We start from the raw sequence: 18,114 nt of genomic DNA, 5'->3' as shown, positions 1-18,114 counted from the left end.
ACTCAAAATCGAACTGCTCGTTGGTGATTTTCATAATCAGCAGCCACAGGGCCGGCGTTAGTATCGAGACACCGCCAAGAATAAAAAGGAACTCGCCCATGTCGTACTTCCCCGCTGTCGACAAGATTCGCTACGAGGGCCCCGCCAGCGACTCGCCGCTTGCCTTCCGTCACTACGACGCCAACAAACTGGTGCTCGGCAAACCCATGCGCGAGCACCTGCGCATGGCGGTCTGCTACTGGCATACCTTCGTCTGGCCGGGGTCGGATGTGTTCGGTGCCGGCACATTCAAGCGCCCGTGGCAGCACGCCGGGGATCCGATGGAAGTGGCCATTGGCAAAGCCGAAGCGGCCTTCGAGTTCTTCTCCAAGCTGGGCATCGACTACTACTGCTTCCACGACACCGATGTCGCCCCGGAAGGCAGCTCGCTCAAAGAGTACCGCGAACACTTCGCCCAGATGGTCGACCACCTGGAGCGCCATCAGGAAGAGACCGGGATCAAGCTGTTGTGGGGCACCGCCAACTGTTTCAGCAACCCGCGTTTTGCCGCCGGCGCCGCCAGCAACCCGGACCCGCAAGTGTTCGCCTGCGCTGCCGCCCAGGTGTTCAGCGCCATGAACGCCACCCAGCGCCTCAAAGGCTCCAACTACGTGTTGTGGGGCGGCCGTGAAGGTTACGAAACCCTGCTCAACACCGACCTGAAGCGCGAGCGCCAACAGCTGGGCCGCTTCATGCGCATGGTGGTCGAGCACAAGCACAAGATCGGCTTCAAGGGCGACCTGCTGATCGAGCCCAAGCCCCAGGAACCGACCAAGCACCAGTACGATTACGACAGCGCCACGGTGTTCGGCTTCCTGCAGCAGTTCGGCCTGGAAAACGAGATCAAGGTCAACATCGAAGCCAACCACGCGACCCTGGCCGGGCACAGCTTCCATCACGAGATCGCCACGGCTGTCTCCCTGGGCATCTTCGGCAGCATCGACGCCAACCGTGGCGACCCGCAGAACGGCTGGGACACCGACCAGTTCCCCAACAGCGTCGAGGAAATGACCCTGGCCACCTATGAAATCCTCAAGGCCGGGGGCTTCGGCAATGGCGGGTTCAACTTCGATTCCAAGGTCCGGCGCCAGAGCGTGGACGAGATCGACCTGTTCCATGGCCACGTCGCCGCCATGGACGTCCTCGCCCTCGCCCTGGAACGCGCGGCGGCCATGGTGCAGAACGATCAGTTGCAACAGTTCAAGGACCAGCGCTATGCCGGCTGGCAGCAACCGTTTGGCAAAGCGGTCCTGGCCGGTGACTTCAGCCTTGAATCACTGGCCGAGCATGCCTTCACCAACGAGCTGAATCCCCAAGCCGTCAGCGGTCGACAGGAGATGCTCGAGAACGTGGTCAACCGGTTTATCTACCCCTGACAACGGGCAATGGTCGGGGCACAGGGGCTGTTACATTCGCGCGACAAATCTGTGCCCACGGCGCGCTGCAACGCTCTACAGTTCTACCCGGTATCACGCTCATCGTCAGGCAGTGTCTTTCAAACAACAATAAAAGGACGCACCACATGAATACATTCAAACGTACCCTGCTCGCCGGCGCCCTCGCCCTGCTCTCGCTTCCGGTCATGGCCGATGCGGCCCATCCGAAAATCGGTTTTTCCATCGATGACCTGCGCCTTGAACGCTGGTCGCGCGACCGTGACTACTTCGTTGCGGCGGCGGAAAAACTCGACGCCAAGGTCTTTGTCCAGTCGGCCGATGCCAACGAGCAGAAGCAGATCTCGCAGATCGAAAACCTGATCTCCCGTGGCGTCGATGTGATCGTCATCGTGCCATTCAACGCCACCGTGCTGACCAACGCCGTCGCCGAAGCCAAGAAGGCCGGGATCAAGGTTGTGTCCTACGACCGACTGATCCTCAACGCCGATATCGACGCCTACATTTCCTTCGATAACGAAAAGGTCGGCGAGATGCAGGCCAGCGGCGTGCTGAAGGCCGCGCCCAAGGGCAACTACTTCCTGCTCGGTGGCGCCCCGACGGACAACAACGCCAAGGTCCTGCGCGAAGGCCAGATGAAGGTGCTGCAACCGGCCATCGACAAGGGCGACATCAAGATCGTCGGCCAGCAGTGGGTGAAGGAATGGAACCCCACTGAAGCTTTGAGCATCGTGGAAAACGCCCTGACCCGGAACAACAACAAGATCGATGGCATCGTCGCCTCCAACGACGCCACCGCCGGCGGCGCCATCCAGGCCCTGGCCGCCCAGAAAATGGCCGGCAAGGTGCCGATCTCGGGCCAGGACGCTGACCTGGCAGCGGTCAAGCGCGTGATCGATGGCACCCAGACCATGACCGTCTACAAGCCGCTGAAACTGATCGCCTCCGAAGCCGCCAAGCTCTCGGTGCAACTGGCGCGCAACGAGAAGCCGACCTTCAGCTCGCAATACGACAATGGCAGCAAGAAAGTCGACACCATCCTGCTCACCCCCACACCGTTGACCAAGGACAACATCGACCTGCTGGAAAAGGACGGGTTCTACACCAAGGCGCAGATCGCCGGGCAGTGACTTGGGGGCAACCCTGGAGACCTGTGGGAGCGGGCTTGCTCGCGAAGGCGGTATGTCAGGCACCATCAATGTTGACTGGTGCACCGCTTTCGCGAGCAAGCCCGCTCCCACAAGGTCACACCTGCCCCACTGCTGATGTGTGAGCCCTTTTCCATGAGTCCTTGCCATGTCCGACTACCTGCTGCAAATGAACGGCATCGTCAAAACCTTTGGTGGTGTCAAAGCCCTGAACGGCATCGACATCAAGGTCAGGCCGGGTGAGTGTGTCGGCCTGTGCGGCGAGAACGGCGCCGGCAAATCCACGCTGATGAAAGTGTTGTCGGCGGTCTATCCCTACGGCACCTGGGAGGGTGAAATTCTCTGGGACGGCCAGCCGCTCAAGGCGCAATCGATCAGCGAAACCGAAGCCGCCGGGATCGTCATCATTCACCAGGAGCTGACCCTGGTCCCCGACCTGTCGGTGGCCGAAAACATCTTCATGGGCCACGAACTCACGCTGCCCGGCGGACGCATGAACTACCCGGCGATGATCCACCGCGCCGAAGCCCTGATGCGCGAACTCAAAGTGCCGGACATGAACGTCTCGCTGCCGGTTTCACAGTACGGCGGTGGCTACCAGCAACTGGTGGAAATCGCCAAGGCGCTGAACAAGCAGGCGCGGCTGTTGATCCTCGATGAACCCTCCTCCGCCCTGACCCGCTCGGAAATCGAGGTGCTGCTGGACATCATCCGCGACCTCAAGGCCAAGGGCGTCGCCTGCGTCTACATCTCCCACAAGCTCGATGAAGTGGCCGCCGTGTGCGACACCATCTCGGTGATCCGCGATGGCAAACACATCGCCACCACCGCGATGGCGGACATGAGCATCCCGAAGATCATCACCCAGATGGTCGGACGGGAAATGAGCAACCTCTACCCCACCGAACCCCACGACATCGGCGAGGTGATTTTCGAGGCGCGCCACATCACCTGCTACGACGTCGACAACCCCAGGCGCAAACGGGTCGACGACATTTCGTTCGTCCTCAAGCGCGGGGAAATCCTCGGCATCGCCGGGCTGGTCGGCGCCGGCCGCACAGAACTGGTGTCAGCGCTGTTCGGCGCCTACCCCGGCCGCTACGAAGGTGAAGTCTGGCTGGGCGGCCAAAAAATCGACACGCGCACACCGCTCAAGTCGATCCGTGCCGGCCTGTGCATGGTCCCCGAAGATCGCAAGCGCCAAGGCATCATTCCGGACCTGGGGGTGGGGCAGAACATCACCCTGGCGGTGCTGGACAACTACGCGAAACTGACGCGCATCGACGCCGAAGCCGAACTGGGCAGCATCGACAAGGAAATCGCGCGCATGCACCTCAAGACTGCGAGCCCGTTCCTGCCGATCACCAGCCTCTCCGGTGGCAACCAGCAAAAAGCCGTGTTGGCGAAAATGCTCCTGACCAAACCCCGCGTGCTGATTCTCGATGAACCCACCCGCGGCGTGGATGTCGGCGCCAAGTACGAGATCTACAAGCTGATGGGCGCGCTGGCGGCCGAAGGCGTGTCGATCATCATGGTGTCCTCGGAGCTGGCCGAAGTCTTGGGGGTTTCCGACCGCGTCCTGGTGATCGGCGAAGGCCAGTTGCGCGGCGACTTCATCAACCACGAACTGACCCAGGAACAGGTGCTCGCCGCCGCGCTCAGCCATCCCGATGGCCATAACAATAATGATCGGAAGTCCGCGTAGATGAATCAGGTCAAACAGCTGTTTTCCCGCTACAAAATGCTCGCGCTGGTGATCGCCGTGGCGCTGATCTGGCTGTTCTTCAGTTGGCAGACCGACGGCGGATTCTTGACCCCGCGCAACCTCTCCAACCTGCTGCGGCAAATGTCCATCACCGGGATCCTTGCCTGCGGCATGGTGCTGGTGATCATCAGTGGCGAAATCGATTTGTCGGTGGGTTCGTTGCTTGGGCTATTGGGTGGCCTGGCGGCGATTCTCGATGTGGTCTATCACATCCCGCTGCTGGCGAACCTGAGCCTGGTGGCCCTGTGCGGCTTGGTGATCGGCTTGGGCAACGGCTACATGACCGCCTACCTGCGGATCCCGTCGTTCATTGTTGGCCTGGGTGGCATGCTTGCTTTTCGCGGCGTCCTGCTGGGGGTGACTGGCGGTACCACCATTGCCCCGGTGTCACCGGAACTGGTCTACGTTGGCCAGGGTTACTTGCCGCACACGGTCGGGACCGGGCTCGGCATCCTGCTGTTCGCCCTGACCCTGTTCCTGACCTGGAAACAGCGGCGCAACCGCGCGCTCCATGGCCTGGCGGCCCACTCCCTGGTGCGTGACGTGCTGCGCGTGGTGGTGATCGGCGCGGTGCTGGCCGGGTTCGTCTATACCCTCAACAGCTACGACGGCATCCCGGTGCCGGTGCTGCTCCTGCTGATCCTGCTGGGCGTATTCAGCTACGTCACCAGCCAGACCGTGTTCGGCCGCCGCGTCTATTCGGTGGGCAGCAACATGGAAGCCACGCGCCTGTCCGGCATCAACGTACAGGCCGTGAAGCTGTGGATCTTCGGCATCATGGGCGTGATGTGCGCCCTCGCCGGCGTGGTCAACACCGCACGCCTGGCCGCAGGTTCACCCTCGGCCGGCAACATGGGCGAACTCGACGCCATCGCCGCCTGCTTCATCGGCGGCACCTCCATGCGCGGCGGCTCCGGCACGGTCTACGGCGCCCTCCTCGGCGCGCTGGTGATCACCAGCCTGGACAACGGCATGTCCATGCTCGACGTCGACAGTTATTGGCAGATGATCGTCAAAGGCAGCATTCTGGTGCTGGCGGTGTGGGTGGATGTGAGTACGCGGACGGGACGGCGATGAGCTGTACTCGTCACTTGCTGGCAGACGCCATCAGCACGCCGAAACCCAGGAAGGTGATGCCCGACAATTTGCCGACAATCCTGGCGCCCTGGCTCGACGAGAGCCAGCCCCTGGCGCCATTGGCCATCAGCGCATAACCGCAATGCACCAGCACCACAAGCACGCTATAGGACGACACCAGCAAGAAGAACTGGCTGTAGTAATCGCCCTCCGGCTTGATGAATTGAGGGAACACGGCCAGGAAGAAAAACCCGGCCTTGGGGTTGAGCAACTGGATCGACAGCGCCTCGCCGAATCGCCGCCACGGGCGCGTGGACGTGACCGTGAGTTCGGGCACGAAGCGTTGGGTGCGCCACATCTTGATGCCCAGGTACAACAAGTACAGCGCGCCGATGTATTTCAACAGCGTGAAGGCCGTCGCCGAGGCGGCCAGGATCAACCCCAAGCTGCTGGCGCAGATACCCGCCACGATAAACGCGCCCGACGCGATCCCGAAGATGCCCGGCAGCGCGCCGCGCCAGCCATGGCGCAAGGCATTGGAAATCGTCAGCACCACACCGGGGCCCGGGCTGAGCACCGTCAGGGTCGCCAGGATCAGAAAAAGTCCGTAACCGGCCATGCATCACTCCACATTGAAGGCGAATTGCTGTGGCCTTCAGGGTGGCGTGGCACCGGGACGCTGACAAACGCTTTAATTGCAGCGCATATGTGACTAAATTAGACACATGATCGCCAACCTCCCCCCGTTGAACGCCGTCCGCGCCTTCGCCGCTGCCGCTCGCCACCAGAGTTTCAGCCGCGCCGCCGAAGAACTGCACGTCAGCCACAGCGCCGTCAGCCGCCACGTAAAGCTGCTTGAAGAGCGCTTGGGTGTGTTGCTGTTCGAACGTCGAACCCGCCAGTCCCTGCTCACCCCGGCCGGCCGGGTTTTCTACGAGCAGGTCAGCGAGGCCCTGACCCAGATCGCCAACGCCGCCACCGCACTGACACGCAGTGCTGCCCAGCGCAAAGTGACCATCAACGTGCGCCCCTCCTTCGCGGTGCGTTGGCTGATCCCGCGACTGCCCGACTTCATGGCGCTCCATCCAGACATCAAGCCCGACGTCGTCACCAGCACCCGGCCTCCCGATCCGTTACGGGAAACGTTCGACGTGGTCATCCGTCGCGGGCACGCCGGCTGGTCGCCCCATGTACAGCCCACGGTGTTGCTGGAAGACGACCTGCTGCTGGTCGCCGCACCGTCGCTGCTGGACAGCGTGCCATTGGAAAACGTCCACGACCTGGCCCGACACACCGTGTTGTCGGGCAGGACGCGCAGCAGCGATTGGCAAGACTGGATGGAGCACGCAGGGATCGAGCCATTGAACAACCTGCCGACCCTGCAATTCGATCACATGCACCTCGTGCTGCAGGCCGCCGTCGATGGGCTGGGCGTGGCGTTGTGTCCGGCTTCGCTGCTGGGCAGGGATTTGTCCAACGGGCGCCTGACCTGTCCACTGCCGTCGTTGCGCCTGCCGCTAGTCCGCTATTACTACGGGGTGTCCAGGGATGCGGTGGCTGAGACGCAGGTTTTTGTTGATTGGTTGCTAACCCATTGTGGGAGCGAGCTTGCTCGCGATGGCGGCGGCACAACCAATATCTTTGCAGGCTGAATCACCGCTTCGCGAGCAAGCTCGCTCCCACAGGGGAATTGCGTTAGCCGGGAAGCCGGTTATAGGAATGCGGATGGCGGTCCGAAAATCTCGTAGGAATTTACCTCTGTGGCGAGGGGATTTATCCCCGCTGGGCTGCGAAGCGGCCCCAAACCAGGCACCTCTTTTCGCCAGGTACTCCGCAGGTACCGGTTTTGCGACTGCTGCGCAGCCGAGCGGGAGCAAGCTCCCTCGCCACAGGTGGAGCGTGCGTCCTACAGGTCGGTTGTGGGTGCCGGGATCGACTTCTATAGTTGGGTCGTCGCTGGCTTTGGCCGGTGGCTGGGTTTCGCAGCCCGCGTGAACAAATCTGAATACCGTCAAATGAAATTCAGGCAAACTTGCCCGCGTTCATTTTATGGCGGTTGTGCGCGGGAGACTTTCGGGTCTGCCGAGTTTTTGGATTGGTTCCTCGGTCTGCGAACCCTCGCGCAACTGCCACCCATTTGATTCGCAGCAAAAAGGTGGCGATTCTTTCTATCGAATGAGTGCAACCTTATGACAACGAATCAACCATCCAGCCGCTTCACCCCTCTCACCCAAACCGCCACCACCCACCCCGTCCTGCTGATCGACACCCAAGCCCCACTCCCCGAACTCCATGCTTGCGCCAGCGAACGCCTGCACGCCACGCTCGATTACCTGACCTTGGTGGCGTGCAGCAGCCTGCGTGATTCGGCATCGAGCGACATCAACACCATCACCAACGTCGCCCGGATCCTGGTGCAGGATGTGGCGGATGTGTTTGGCGTGATCGAACAGCGCGGGCTCGAAGGCTAGCCAGCCTCTGTGGCGAGGGAGCTTGCTCCCGCTGGGTTGCGAAGCAACCCCAAAACCAGTCACCGCAGTGCAACAGGTAAACCGCACCAGCCGGTTTTACGACTGCTGCGCAGCCGAGCGGGAGCAAGCTCCCTCGCCACAGTGCCCCCCTGTCCCTTGGTCCAAACAGAGGCCACATACATCTGCGCAAGCAAGTCTTGCCAAGCTGGATTGCCTGCAGGTACTGTCAGGCCATGAATTTTTCTCAGATCGCCTCGACCACCACAACCACGACCGCCAAGGCGGGTCGTGAGGTGTCGTGAGCCAATAACACACGTATCTCAAAGGCCCGCCAGCGATGGTAAGGGCCTTTTCTTTTGCCCTTGCGTCGCTGGCCCACACGCAAGGAAAGCACCATGCACGCTCTGTTGATTCTCGATATGCAAATTGGGTTGTTTCACGGCCCGGATAAACCCTGGGCCGGCGAAGCGTTGCTGGACACGTTGAATGGCTTGCTGAAGGCCAGGAGGGCTGGGGCACCGATTTTCCTGGCTCGCCACGTAGGCCCGCCTGGCTCGCCCATCGAGCCTGCAAGCCCGCTGACGCAACTGGTGCAGGCACTGCAGTTGGAGGGTGATGAAGTCATCTTCGAAAAAAACCGCCCCAACGCCTTCACCCAGACGGGCCTGGCAGAGCGGCTAAAGGCTTGCGCTGCTGAAGGCCTGGTCATCACCGGTATGAAAACCCAGTATTGTATCGACAGCACCTGCCGAGCCGCTCGGGACCTGGGGTTCGACGCGGTCCTGATCGCCGACGGTCATAGCTGTTCCGACACGCCTGAATTGAAGGCAGAAATGATCGTCGCCCATCACAACGCAACCCTGGCAGGCGCCTTCTGTCGTGTCGTTCGCGCTGAGGACTGGTGCTTCTAAACCCCATCAGAAGATTGGCTCACGCCGGGCCGGTCTTATCCAACAAGCGGAGCTCACTGCATGGCCCCATTACAACCCTCGGAATGTACCGGCATGGAGGACATCCGACGCGAAATCGATGCCCTCGACCAAGCGGTCATCACGTTGCTGGGCAAGCGCTATCAATACGTGCTTGCGGCCTCTAAATTCAAGACCTCGGCGGCCTCGGTGCAGGCACCGGAGCGTTTCAAGGCCATGCTGGCGACACGACGCGTGTGGGCCGAGGCCGAAGGCTTGAACCCGGATGCCATCGAGAAGATGTACAGCGACCTGGTGCATCACTTCATTGCCGAAGAAATGAAACGCTGGACGGCGAATCAGTCCCACAACTGAACCGCGGTCGGCAATGGCTCCCATCCTCAGCAGGATCAGAAGCAGTCACCGATAACGGTTGTGCGCCTTTGTCCACTGTTGCCCTCGGAAAATAACCAAAAGCCCATTAAGAGATCGACCAGGGCAAAGGTAAATCAAAGCCTTGGTTGTACTGCGCTTCGCTCCGTTTCGCCAGCGTCAAGAATTCGAAATTTGACACTACAAAGCCATCACCTATCGTTCCTCCCGAGACCGCACCCAGGGACCGGGTGGCCCGGACACCCTTTGAAGGGCGGTCGTCACTGTCATTACCCTCAAGGAGCAACAACATGTCTGGAGCGACCCAAACCATTGATGTGCTCGTCAACGTTGACGCCGATTACCTGCTCGCCCACCCCAATGACGTAGGCGGTGCGATTGCCATGCTGGTGACCCGCAGCGCCATCGACAGCCACGCCAACATCTCCAGCGGCGAAGGCGAAGGCGGTAACGAGTTGTGGTTCGACGTAAAACCCGGCGACATCATCCGCTGGCGCGCCACCACGCTGTCGCGCAACTTCGACCGCATCGCATTGATCAAAAACGTCGTGATCGGCGACCCTCATCAGGGCGGTGATTACAAGGGCACCATCTCGACCCCGCAATCTTTCAATATCCCCGGCATTCCAGTGCCCTATCTGGACAACGGTGCCCCCGGAGGCATTGCCAAGACCGATGTGACCTATACCGTCTGGCAGTCCACTGCGCTGAGCCCGGGAAAACTCTGGTACCAAATCGTCTTCGTTCTGCTGGACCGTAACCTGAACCAGATCGGCCCGAACAACACATGGGATCCCTACATCACCGTCAATAATCAATAACTGAAATGCACACAGCCCCGGTCGGTTCCCTTCGTCGTTGACGAGGGCGCCGGCCGGGGCTGTGTGCAGGTTCTACAGCATTTCCTTCCTAAGCCGCTTTTTCAAACTCCATCAATGCCTCCAACACCAACGGGTGCAGGACAGCGTCGGGATGTTTCGTTTGCCAGGCCATCAAGTCGCGATACATGGTCGGCGTCCAGAAGCTCTTGATGTGCTGGTACACGCCCCGCACCGCCACCGCGTGATCCGGCTCGCTGGCGAAGTACTGGGCGATCTGGTTGGCCATCTTGATCAGGCTGTCAGAACTCATCGACGCACCTCGGCTTTCTCGGCATGGCGACGTTCCCTGAGCAAGCGGCTTTGTTCATCACTGAAGGCCTGGTAGCGCTTCTGCCATTCCGAAGGCTGGCTGACCCGCACGATCTCGACCGCCGTCACCTTGTATTCCGGGCAGTTGGTGGCCCAGTCGGAGTTGTCGGTGGTGATCACGTTGGCACCCGATTCAGGGAAGTGGAACGTGGTGTAGACCACGCCCGGTGCCACCCGCTCGGTCACCTTCGCGCGCAGTACCGTCTGCCCGGCACGACTGCCGATACCCACCCAGTCTTCGTCGACGATCCCGCGGTTCTCGGCGTCGGTTGGGTGAATCTCCAACCGGTCCTCCTCGTGCCAGGCCACGTTGTCGGTGCGTCGGGTCTGGGCGCCGACGTTGTACTGGCTGAGGATGCGTCCGGTGGTCAGCAGCAGCGGGTAGCGGCCGTTGACCTTCTCATCGGTGGGCACGTAGCCGGTGAGCATGAAACGGCCCTTGCCGCGCACGAACTGGTCGATGTGCATGGTCGGCGTACCGTCCGGTGCGGCATCGTTACAAGGCCATTGCAGGCTGCCATGACGATCCAGTTCGGCGTAGCTGACGCGGGTGAAAGTCGGCGTCAGGCGGGCGATTTCATCCATGATTTCCGAAGGATGGTTGTAGTGCATCTTGTAGCCCAGGGCGTCGGCCAGGGCGATGGTGGCTTCCCAATCGGCCTTGCCGGCCAACGGGTCCATCACCTTGCGAACGCGGGAGATGCGGCGTTCGGCGTTGGTGAAGGTACCGTCCTTCTCCAGGAACGAGCTGCCCGGCAGGAACACGTGAGCGAACTTGGCCGTCTCGTTGAGGAAGATGTCCTGGACGATCACGCATTCCAAAGCGGACAGCGCGGCCGTCACATGCTGGGTGTTGGGGTCGCTCTGGGCGATGTCCTCACCTTGGCAATAAAGGGCCTTGAAGGTGCCATCCAGGGCCGCCTCGAACATGTTCGGGATACGCAGGCCCGGATCGGGTTGCAGGGTGACGTTCCACGCCTGTTCGAACTGGGCGCGTACGGTTTCGTTGGAAATGTGCCGATAGCCCGGCAGCTCGTGGGGGAACGAGCCCATGTCGCAGGAGCCCTGGACGTTGTTCTGTCCACGCAGCGGGTTCACCCCGACACCTTCACGACCGATGTTGCCGGTGGCCATGGCCAGGTTGGCGATGCCCATGACCGAGGTGCTGCCCTGGCTGTGCTCGGTGACACCGAGGCCGTAGTAGATGGCCGCGTTGCCGCCGGTGGCGTAGAGCCGTGCGGCGGCGCGGATCTGCTCGGCAGGCACGCCACACACCGGGCCCAGCACCTCGGGGGAGTTTTCCGGCAGGCTGACGAAATCGCGCCAGCGAGCGAAGTCCGCCGCCTCGCAGCGTGCCTCGACAAAAGGCTGGTCAATCAAGCCTTCGGTGGCAATCACATGGCCCAACGCGTTGAGCATTGCCACGTTGGTGCCCGGACGCAGTTGCAAGTGCAGCTCGGCACGGGCGTGAGGCGAATCCACCAGGTCGATGCGCCGTGGGTCGATGACGATCAGCCGTGCGCCCTGGCGCAGGCGACGCTTGAGCTGGGAGCCGAACACCGGGTGCGCGTCAGTCGGGTTGGCGCCCATCACCAGGATGACGTCGGCTTTCATCACCGAGTCGAAGTTCTGGGTGCCGGCGGACTCGCCCAAGGTCTGCTTGAGGCCGTAACCGGTAGGCGAATGGCAGACGCGGGCACAGGTGTCGACGTTGTTGTTGCCGAACGCGGTGCGCACCAGTTTCTGCACCAGGTAGGTTTCTTCGTTGGTGCAGCGGCTGGAGGTGATGCCGCCGATGGAGTCGCGCCCGTACTTGAGCTGGATCCGGCGCAACTCGCTGGCGGCGTAAGTGACCGCCTCGTCCCAACTGACTTCCTGCCACGGGTCGTCGATGTGCTTGCGGATCATCGGCTTGGTGATGCGGTCCGGGTGCGTGGCGTAGCCCCAGGCGAAGCGGCCCTTGACGCAGGAGTGACCGTGGTTGGCCTGGCCGTTCTTGTCCGGGACCATGCGCACCAGTTGTTCGCCTTTCATCTCGGCGCGGAACGAGCAACCCACGCCGCAGTAGGCGCAAGTGGTAATGACACTGCGCTCCGGCTGACCGATCTCCACGACGCTCTTGTCGATCAGTGTCGCCGTCGGGCACGCCTGCACGCAGGCGCCGCAGGAAACGCATTCGGAATCGAGGAAGTTGTCACCGCCGGCCGCCGCCACTCGAGAGTCAAAACCGCGTCCGGTGATCGTCAGGGCGAAGGTGCCCTGGATTTCCTCGCAGGCACGCACGCAGCGGTTGCAGACGATGCACTTGCTCGGGTCGTACTCGAAATACGGGTTGGAAACGTCCTTGGCTTCATCCAGGTGATTGGCGCCTTCGTAGCCGTAGCGCACTTCGCGCAGGCCCACCTGACCCGCCACGGTCTGCAATTCGCAGTTGCCATTGGCCGAGCATGTCAGGCAGTCCAGCGGGTGGTCGGAAATGTACAGCTCCATCACGTTGCGCCGCAGCGTGGCGAGCTTGGAGGTTTGCGTGCGAACAACCATGCCTTCGGTTACCGGCGTGGTACAGGACGCGGGATAGCCGCGCATACCGTCGATTTCCACCAGGCACATGCGGCAGGAGCCGAAGGCTTCCAGGCTGTCGGTGGCGCAGAGTTTGGGAATGGTGGTGCCGAGCAAGGCCGCGGCACGCATGACCGAGGTGCCGGAGGCGACGCTGATTTCGCGCCCATCGATGGTCAGGCTGACCTGCACGTCGCTTTCGCGCGCCGGGGTGCCCAGGTCGATATCGCTGCTGGGATCGAAGATAGTGATCATTGGTCGGCCTCCGTGGTCGCCAGACCGAAGTCGGCGGGGAAATACTTGAGGGCACTGGCGACGGGGTAGGACGTCATCCCACCGAGGGCACAGAGCGAACCGTATTGCAGGGTGTCGCACAAGTCCTGCAACAGCAGGGCCTGTTCCTCGCGAGCACCGGCTTCGGTGCTGGCGATCAAGCGATCCACCACTTCCACCCCACGGGTGGAACCGATCCGGCACGGCGTGCACTTGCCGCAGGATTCCTCGGCGCAGAACTGCAAGGCGAACCGGGCCATCTGGGCCATGTCCAGGCTGTCGTCGGCGACCACCACGCCACCGTGGCCAAGCATCGCGCCCATGGCGGCGAACGCCTCGTAGTCCAGCGGCGTATCGAATTGCGCAGGCGGCACCCAGGCGCCCAACGGCCCGCCCACTTGCGCGGCCTTCAGGGGCCGACCGCTGGCAGTACCGCCGCCATAGCCTTCCACCAGTTCACGCAGGCTCAGGCCGAAGGCGCGTTCCACCAGGCCGCCGTGACGGACGTTGCCGGCCAGTTGGAACGGCATCGTGCCCAGGGAACGGCCCATGCCGAAGTCGCGATAGAACTGCGCGCCCTTCTCCAGGATGATCGGCACCGAGGCCAGGGTCACCACGTTGTGCACCAGCGTCGGCAGCCCGAACAGGCCTTGAATCGCCGGCAGTGGCGGCTTGGCGCGAACCGTGCCGCGCTTGCCCTCGAGGGATTCCAGCAGTGCGGTTTCTTCGCCGCAGATATAGGCGCCGGCCCCGACACGAACCTCGATGTCGAAGGCGCAGCCGCTACCGCTCACGTTCGCGCCCAGATAGCCGGCGTCGCGAGCGATGCGCAGCGCTTCGTTCAGCGTACTGATGGCGGCCGGGTATTCCGAACGCACGTAGATGTAGCCCATCGTCGCGCCCACGGCGATGCCAGCGATGATCATGCCTTCGATCAGCAGGAAAGGGTCGCCTTCCATCAACATGCGGTCGGCGAAAGTGCCGGAGTCGCCTTCATCGGCGTTACACACCACATACTTCTGCGCACCCACGGCATCGCGCACCGTGCGCCACTTGATGCCCGCCGGAAACGCCGCACCGCCCCGACCGCGCAGGCCGGAGTCCAGCACGCTGGCGACCACGTCCGCGCCATCCATCTGGATGGACCGGGCCAGACCCAGGAAGCCGCCCCGGGCACGGTAGTCGTCCAGGGACAGCGGTTGCGTGATGCCGGCGCGCGCGAACAGCAGGCGCTGCTGGCTCTTGAGATAGGGAATGTCCTCCACCGGGCCCAGGGCCAGCGGATGGCTGCCGGGATCGCCTGCCAGCGCATCCAGCAGCCCCGGCACATCGGCCGGTGTGACAGGGCCAAAGCCCAACCGGACGCCGGCGCTTTCAAGCTCCACCAGCGGTTCCAGCCAATAGAGGCCACGGGAACTGGTGCGCAACACCGTCAACGGCAGCTGTCGACGCTCAGCCTCACGGGCCAACGCATCGGCCACCTTGTCCGCACCCACGGCACGGGCCACCGAATCGCGGGGGATACAGAGCGTCAGCATGCGCCCTCCTCCATGCAGTCATTGACCAACTGACGCAGACGCTCGGGCGTGATCCGCGCATGCAACTCCCCATCCAGCTCCAGGGCCGGCGAGCAGACGCAGGCACCCAGGCAATAGACCGGCCGCAGGCTGATGCTTCCATCGGCGCTGGTGCCGTGATCGTCCAGCGCCAATTGCTCGCGCAACTGCGCAGCCAGGGTCTCGGCGCCCATGCTCTTGCAGGACTCGGCCCGGCACAGGCGCAGGGTATGGCGCGCGGGTGGCGTGGTACGGAAGTCATGGTAGAAGCTGATGACCCCGCGCACTTCAGCCTGGCTGAGGTTGAGGGCGTGGGCGATCTCCGGGACGGCGCTGTCGGGGACATACCCGCAGCCTGCCTGGATGGCATGGAGAATAGGCAGCAAGGCACCGGGGGTGTCCTTTTCGCGCGCAAGCACGCTGTGGATCAACGGCAGGTGAAGCGTCTCATCAGGCATAAACGTACCTCGGCATCTCGAACGCCACCGCCGCATAGCGGCAGCCGTCCGGAGTCTTGGCTGCGGCGGCCGGCCCACGTCACGGTAGCGTGGCACATCCGATCGCCATTCTCGCTCTCCGGCCAAGTGTCTTTGGCGCACCTGATCCGGGGCATCCTCACAGCTTGCCACTCCCGGGGGTTGGCGATTGCACATGGACGACGAAACGTGTTCTGAAAGCGACTACTTTCCTAGATGGTTTTGCGCAATGCATTGGCAACCAGTGTAAATGCAGGCGAAGGCTGTCGTCGGCTGGGGTAGTACAGATAGTAGCCTGAAAACGGCGGACACCAATCTTCCAGCACGCGCACCAGCCGGCCTTCTTGCAGGTACGGTTCAAACTCTTCTTCTGGCAGGTACGCAACGCCCAGCCCGGCCACTGCGGCCTGCACGATATGAGTCGACGTGTTGAAAATCAGCTGGCCGTCAACTCGCACGTTCACCTGCTTGCCTCGCCGCTCGAAATCCCAGACATAGAGCCCGCCTGATGTCTGCATGCGCTGGTTGATACAGCGATGGGTCATCAGATCGCGCGGGGCCCTGGGGATGGCGTGGGTAGCGAAATACGCTTGCGAAGCGACGGCAGCCATCCGCAATGGAGGGCCTATCGGAACGGCAACCATGTCTTTGTCGATGGTATCGCCCAGGCGCACGCCGGCATCAAAACGATCCGCCACGATGTCTCGAAAGCCGTAACACACATCAAACTCAACGTTTACATCCGGGTAGTCGTGCAGCAACTCGGTAAGTTTGGGGAGCAAGGTCGTGCGCAAGACATGATCGCCGCAGGTGATGCGTACAGTGCCCGCGGGTTTGTCGCGCATTTCCGTCAGCATATCCAGCTCCGCTTCTATTTCATCGAAGCGATTGCCTATTGCTTGCAGCAGCCGTTCGCCCGCGACGGTCGGTGAAACGCTGCGGGTAGTCCGCGTCAGTAACCGGATCTGCAAGCGTGCTTCCAGGCCATTGATGGCCTGGCTCAGTGCAGATTGTGTGACACCCAATGCCCCGGCAGCGCGCGTGAAGCTGCCTTCGCGCGCGACCGTGACGAAAGACAGCAGGTCATTGAGATTTCTTTTGATCATGGTGAGACGCATCTAAACCAATTGATTAGCCTTGCTTATAGCCTTGTTAAGCATTCATTAGCTAGTCGCGTGACTGTCCGTCGCTCACCATGCTCCCCATGAACAGGAATGAAAACAGAACTGCGATGAGGGCAACCTGGCCTGGTTTGCTGGCTTCGATGCTCGTGCTTGGCAGCTACTCGACAATGAATGAAGCCGCATCGGCATCTTCGCTAACGGAGAACACGGGCATGTGGATGACCGTCGGGGAACAACGCTTCGCCATCACCCTGTCCGACAACACAGCTGCCCGCGCGCTTGTCGCGTTATTGCCACTGACGTTGGACATGAATGATCTCAACCGCAATGAAAAGTACGCCACCCTCCCCCGAGCACTACCTACCCAAGCGAGCAAGCCGGGAACGATCCACAACGGCGATCTGATGCTGTACGGCCCGGACACCCTGGTCGTCTTCTATACGAACTTCGATTCAACCTACGCATACACACGCTTGGGACGTGTGAACGACCCCGCAAGACTGGCTCAGGTGCTGGGCCGGCGGGGTGTGCAAGTGACGTTTTCCCAGAATTGACTACTCCGCATCGATAGGATTTCCAATGAAAAAGATCATCGTTTTATTAACCCTTCTTGTCAGTTCGCTCTCAGCAATAGGAGCCGATATGTCCAACGGCGCAGATAACTTCTATACCAGCGACGACGTGACCGTACAGAAGGTCAATTTCAAGAACCAATATCAAATGAACGTGGCAGGCAACCTGTTCATCCCGAAAAAACTCAATGGCAAGAGCAGAAGTCCGGCGATTGTCGTGGGCCACCCGATGGGCGCAGTGAAGGAACAGAGCGCTAATCTTTACGCCACGAAAATGGCCGAAAGAGGCTTCGTGACCCTTTCCCTGGACTTGTCGTTCTGGGGCGAAAGCGAGGGGCGGCCGCGCAATGCAGTCTCGCCGGATATCTACGCCGAGGACTTCAGCGCCGCCGTGGACTTTCTCAGCGCCCAGCCTTTTGTCGACAGGGAGCGGATTGGCGCAATCGGCATTTGCGGCAGCGGCAGCTTCGTGATCAGTGCAGCCAAGATTGACCCGCGCATGAAAGCCATCGCTACCGTGAGCATGTATGACATGGGCGGCGTCAATCGCAATGGATTGAAGCACTCCCAAACGCTTGAACAGCGCCGGGCTATCATCGCCCAAGCCACTCAGCAGCGTAGTGTGGAGTTCGCGGGCGGTGAAACGCTTTACACCAGCGGTACGGTGCACCAGTTGGATGACAATACTCATCCTATCCAACGTGAGTTCTATGACTTCTACCGCACCCCACGCGGTGAGTTCACGCCATCGAGCTCGTCCAAAGACCTGACCACGCACCCGACGCTGACAAGCAACATCAAGTTCATGAACTTCTACCCGCTCAATGACATCGAGACCATTTCGCCTCATCCGATGTTGTTCATCGCTGGCGCCGATGCACACTCCAGGGAGTTCAGCGAGGAGGCTTACAAGCTCGCCGGTCAGCCCAAGGAACTTGTCATCATACCGGGAGCAGGCCATGTCGATCTTTATGATCGGGTCGACCTCATTCCGTTCGATAAGCTGACGAGCTTCTTCCAGACTAATCTGAGGTGACAAAGGGGCGGGGTTATTCCCCTCGCCCTCCGTCTCCCGCAGGTTATCCTGGGCGAACAGCCTAGTGCATGTGATAGCAGGCGTTGTCCTTTGAGCGGTTTATCACACGCAGGGGCGGTTTGTGCTGCAAATC

At 61.4% G+C, this 18,114-nt stretch carries 17 protein-coding genes; 11 read left to right on the top strand and 6 right to left on the bottom strand.

From position 1 onward, the window contains the following. Positions 1–98: 98 nt before the first annotated feature. The 4 genes from xylA to HU749_RS14305 all read left to right on the top strand — a co-directional run bounded on the left by xylA (position 99) and on the right by HU749_RS14305 (position 5,423). Positions 99–1,415 carry a xylose isomerase gene (xylA, locus tag HU749_RS14320; RefSeq protein WP_079303902.1) on the top strand — a complete coding sequence of 439 codons (1,317 nt, stop codon included), beginning with the start codon at positions 99–101 and terminating at the stop codon, positions 1,413–1,415. 146 nt (positions 1,416–1,561) lie between these two features. Further along, positions 1,562–2,563: a D-xylose ABC transporter substrate-binding protein gene (gene xylF, locus HU749_RS14315; RefSeq protein WP_013693217.1), complete on the top strand. Its 1,002-nt coding sequence runs from the start codon at positions 1,562–1,564 to the stop codon at positions 2,561–2,563. 166 nt (positions 2,564–2,729) lie between these two features. Then, complete coding sequence (gene xylG / locus HU749_RS14310; protein ID WP_095974399.1) at positions 2,730–4,286, top strand: D-xylose ABC transporter ATP-binding protein; 1,557 nt, start codon at positions 2,730–2,732, stop codon at positions 4,284–4,286. Further along, entirely contained in the window at positions 4,287–5,423 is a 1,137-nt protein-coding gene (locus HU749_RS14305) for a sugar ABC transporter permease (RefSeq protein WP_018612820.1), read from the top strand. Positions 5,424–5,433: 10 nt separating this feature from the next. Here the strand turns inward: HU749_RS14305 and HU749_RS14300 are convergent, their stop codons facing one another. Next, positions 5,434–6,042 (bottom strand): LysE family translocator, encoded by a 609-nt coding sequence (locus HU749_RS14300; RefSeq protein WP_046062296.1) that lies wholly within the window; start codon positions 6,040–6,042, stop codon positions 5,434–5,436. Between the two features lie 106 nt (positions 6,043–6,148). Here HU749_RS14300 and HU749_RS14295 point away from each other — a divergent pair, with 106 nt between their 5' ends. The 5 genes from HU749_RS14295 to HU749_RS14275 all read left to right on the top strand — a co-directional run bounded on the left by HU749_RS14295 (position 6,149) and on the right by HU749_RS14275 (position 10,016). After that, entirely contained in the window at positions 6,149–7,075 is a 927-nt protein-coding gene (locus HU749_RS14295) for a LysR substrate-binding domain-containing protein (protein WP_095974400.1), read from the top strand. 537 nt (positions 7,076–7,612) lie between these two features. Next, positions 7,613–7,894, top strand: coding sequence for a hypothetical protein (locus tag HU749_RS14290; RefSeq protein WP_053188858.1), 282 nt, complete (start codon positions 7,613–7,615; stop codon positions 7,892–7,894). Positions 7,895–8,289: 395 nt separating this feature from the next. Continuing rightward, on the top strand, positions 8,290–8,805 hold the full coding sequence (locus HU749_RS14285; RefSeq protein ID WP_186650707.1) for an isochorismatase family protein: 516 nt from the start codon (positions 8,290–8,292) through the stop codon (positions 8,803–8,805). A 60-nt stretch (positions 8,806–8,865) separates the two neighbouring features. After that, positions 8,866–9,177, top strand: a complete 312-nt coding sequence (locus HU749_RS14280) for an isochorismate lyase (RefSeq protein ID WP_041475969.1) — start codon at positions 8,866–8,868, stop codon at positions 9,175–9,177. A 308-nt stretch (positions 9,178–9,485) separates the two neighbouring features. Beyond that, positions 9,486–10,016, top strand: a complete 531-nt coding sequence (locus HU749_RS14275; protein WP_018602248.1) for an AidA/PixA family protein — start codon at positions 9,486–9,488, stop codon at positions 10,014–10,016. 88 nt (positions 10,017–10,104) lie between these two features. On the opposite strand, the gene HU749_RS14270 is transcribed toward HU749_RS14275, so the two are convergent. The 5 genes from HU749_RS14270 to HU749_RS14250 form a co-directional block, all read right to left on the bottom strand. Beyond that, the gene (locus HU749_RS14270) at positions 10,105–10,326 is read right to left on the bottom strand and encodes a formate dehydrogenase subunit delta (RefSeq protein ID WP_046062291.1); all 222 of its coding nucleotides are present in this window, start codon (positions 10,324–10,326) and stop codon (positions 10,105–10,107) included. Further along, positions 10,323–13,199, bottom strand: a complete 2,877-nt coding sequence (gene fdhF, locus HU749_RS14265) for a formate dehydrogenase subunit alpha (protein WP_186650709.1) — start codon at positions 13,197–13,199, stop codon at positions 10,323–10,325. Before fdhF ends, HU749_RS14270 begins: the two co-directional genes overlap by 4 nt. Then, complete coding sequence (locus HU749_RS14260) at positions 13,196–14,755, bottom strand: formate dehydrogenase beta subunit (RefSeq protein ID WP_186650711.1); 1,560 nt, start codon at positions 14,753–14,755, stop codon at positions 13,196–13,198. The genes fdhF and HU749_RS14260 overlap by 4 nt, the downstream gene beginning before the upstream one ends. Then, positions 14,749–15,231, bottom strand: coding sequence for a formate dehydrogenase subunit gamma (locus HU749_RS14255; RefSeq protein WP_003201284.1), 483 nt, complete (start codon positions 15,229–15,231; stop codon positions 14,749–14,751). The genes HU749_RS14260 and HU749_RS14255 overlap by 7 nt, the downstream gene beginning before the upstream one ends. Positions 15,232–15,461: 230 nt before the next feature. After that, the gene (locus HU749_RS14250; RefSeq protein WP_186650713.1) at positions 15,462–16,355 is read right to left on the bottom strand and encodes a LysR family transcriptional regulator; all 894 of its coding nucleotides are present in this window, start codon (positions 16,353–16,355) and stop codon (positions 15,462–15,464) included. A gap of 125 nt (positions 16,356–16,480) precedes the next feature. On the opposite strand from HU749_RS14250, the gene HU749_RS14245 reads away from it, so the two are divergent. Both HU749_RS14245 and HU749_RS14240 read left to right on the top strand, forming a co-directional pair. Next, positions 16,481–16,927: a cyclophilin-like fold protein gene (locus HU749_RS14245; RefSeq protein WP_046062286.1), complete on the top strand. Its 447-nt coding sequence runs from the start codon at positions 16,481–16,483 to the stop codon at positions 16,925–16,927. A gap of 25 nt (positions 16,928–16,952) precedes the next feature. Next, complete coding sequence (locus HU749_RS14240; protein WP_046062285.1) at positions 16,953–17,981, top strand: alpha/beta hydrolase; 1,029 nt, start codon at positions 16,953–16,955, stop codon at positions 17,979–17,981. Positions 17,982–18,114: the final 133 nt, after the last annotated feature.

This window comes from Pseudomonas ogarae, from assembly GCF_014268695.2.
GTDB lineage: Bacteria > Pseudomonadota > Gammaproteobacteria > Pseudomonadales > Pseudomonadaceae > Aquipseudomonas > Aquipseudomonas kilonensis.
The sequence above is the reverse complement of the archived record's forward strand: the minus strand, read 5'-3'. Positions and strand labels throughout refer to the sequence as shown.

Excerpts from the sequence above, each read along its gene's own strand:
- xylA (WP_079303902.1), top strand. The coding sequence starts at position 99 with ATGTCGTACTTCCCCGCTGTCGACAAGATTCGCTACGAGGGCCCCGCC.
- xylF (WP_013693217.1), top strand. The coding sequence starts at position 1,562 with ATGAATACATTCAAACGTACCCTGCTCGCCGGCGCCCTCGCCCTGCTC.
- xylG (WP_095974399.1), top strand. The coding sequence starts at position 2,730 with ATGTCCGACTACCTGCTGCAAATGAACGGCATCGTCAAAACCTTTGGT.
- HU749_RS14305 (WP_018612820.1), top strand. The coding sequence starts at position 4,287 with ATGAATCAGGTCAAACAGCTGTTTTCCCGCTACAAAATGCTCGCGCTG.
- HU749_RS14300 (WP_046062296.1), bottom strand. The coding sequence starts at position 6,042 with ATGGCCGGTTACGGACTTTTTCTGATCCTGGCGACCCTGACGGTGCTC.
- HU749_RS14295 (WP_095974400.1), top strand. The coding sequence starts at position 6,149 with ATGATCGCCAACCTCCCCCCGTTGAACGCCGTCCGCGCCTTCGCCGCT.
- HU749_RS14290 (WP_053188858.1), top strand. The coding sequence starts at position 7,613 with ATGACAACGAATCAACCATCCAGCCGCTTCACCCCTCTCACCCAAACC.
- HU749_RS14285 (WP_186650707.1), top strand. The coding sequence starts at position 8,290 with ATGCACGCTCTGTTGATTCTCGATATGCAAATTGGGTTGTTTCACGGC.
- HU749_RS14280 (WP_041475969.1), top strand. The coding sequence starts at position 8,866 with ATGGCCCCATTACAACCCTCGGAATGTACCGGCATGGAGGACATCCGA.
- HU749_RS14275 (WP_018602248.1), top strand. The coding sequence starts at position 9,486 with ATGTCTGGAGCGACCCAAACCATTGATGTGCTCGTCAACGTTGACGCC.
- HU749_RS14270 (WP_046062291.1), bottom strand. The coding sequence starts at position 10,326 with ATGAGTTCTGACAGCCTGATCAAGATGGCCAACCAGATCGCCCAGTAC.
- fdhF (WP_186650709.1), bottom strand. The coding sequence starts at position 13,199 with ATGATCACTATCTTCGATCCCAGCAGCGATATCGACCTGGGCACCCCG.
- HU749_RS14260 (WP_186650711.1), bottom strand. The coding sequence starts at position 14,755 with ATGCTGACGCTCTGTATCCCCCGCGATTCGGTGGCCCGTGCCGTGGGT.
- HU749_RS14255 (WP_003201284.1), bottom strand. The coding sequence starts at position 15,231 with ATGCCTGATGAGACGCTTCACCTGCCGTTGATCCACAGCGTGCTTGCG.
- HU749_RS14250 (WP_186650713.1), bottom strand. The coding sequence starts at position 16,355 with ATGATCAAAAGAAATCTCAATGACCTGCTGTCTTTCGTCACGGTCGCG.
- HU749_RS14245 (WP_046062286.1), top strand. The coding sequence starts at position 16,481 with ATGAGGGCAACCTGGCCTGGTTTGCTGGCTTCGATGCTCGTGCTTGGC.
- HU749_RS14240 (WP_046062285.1), top strand. The coding sequence starts at position 16,953 with ATGAAAAAGATCATCGTTTTATTAACCCTTCTTGTCAGTTCGCTCTCA.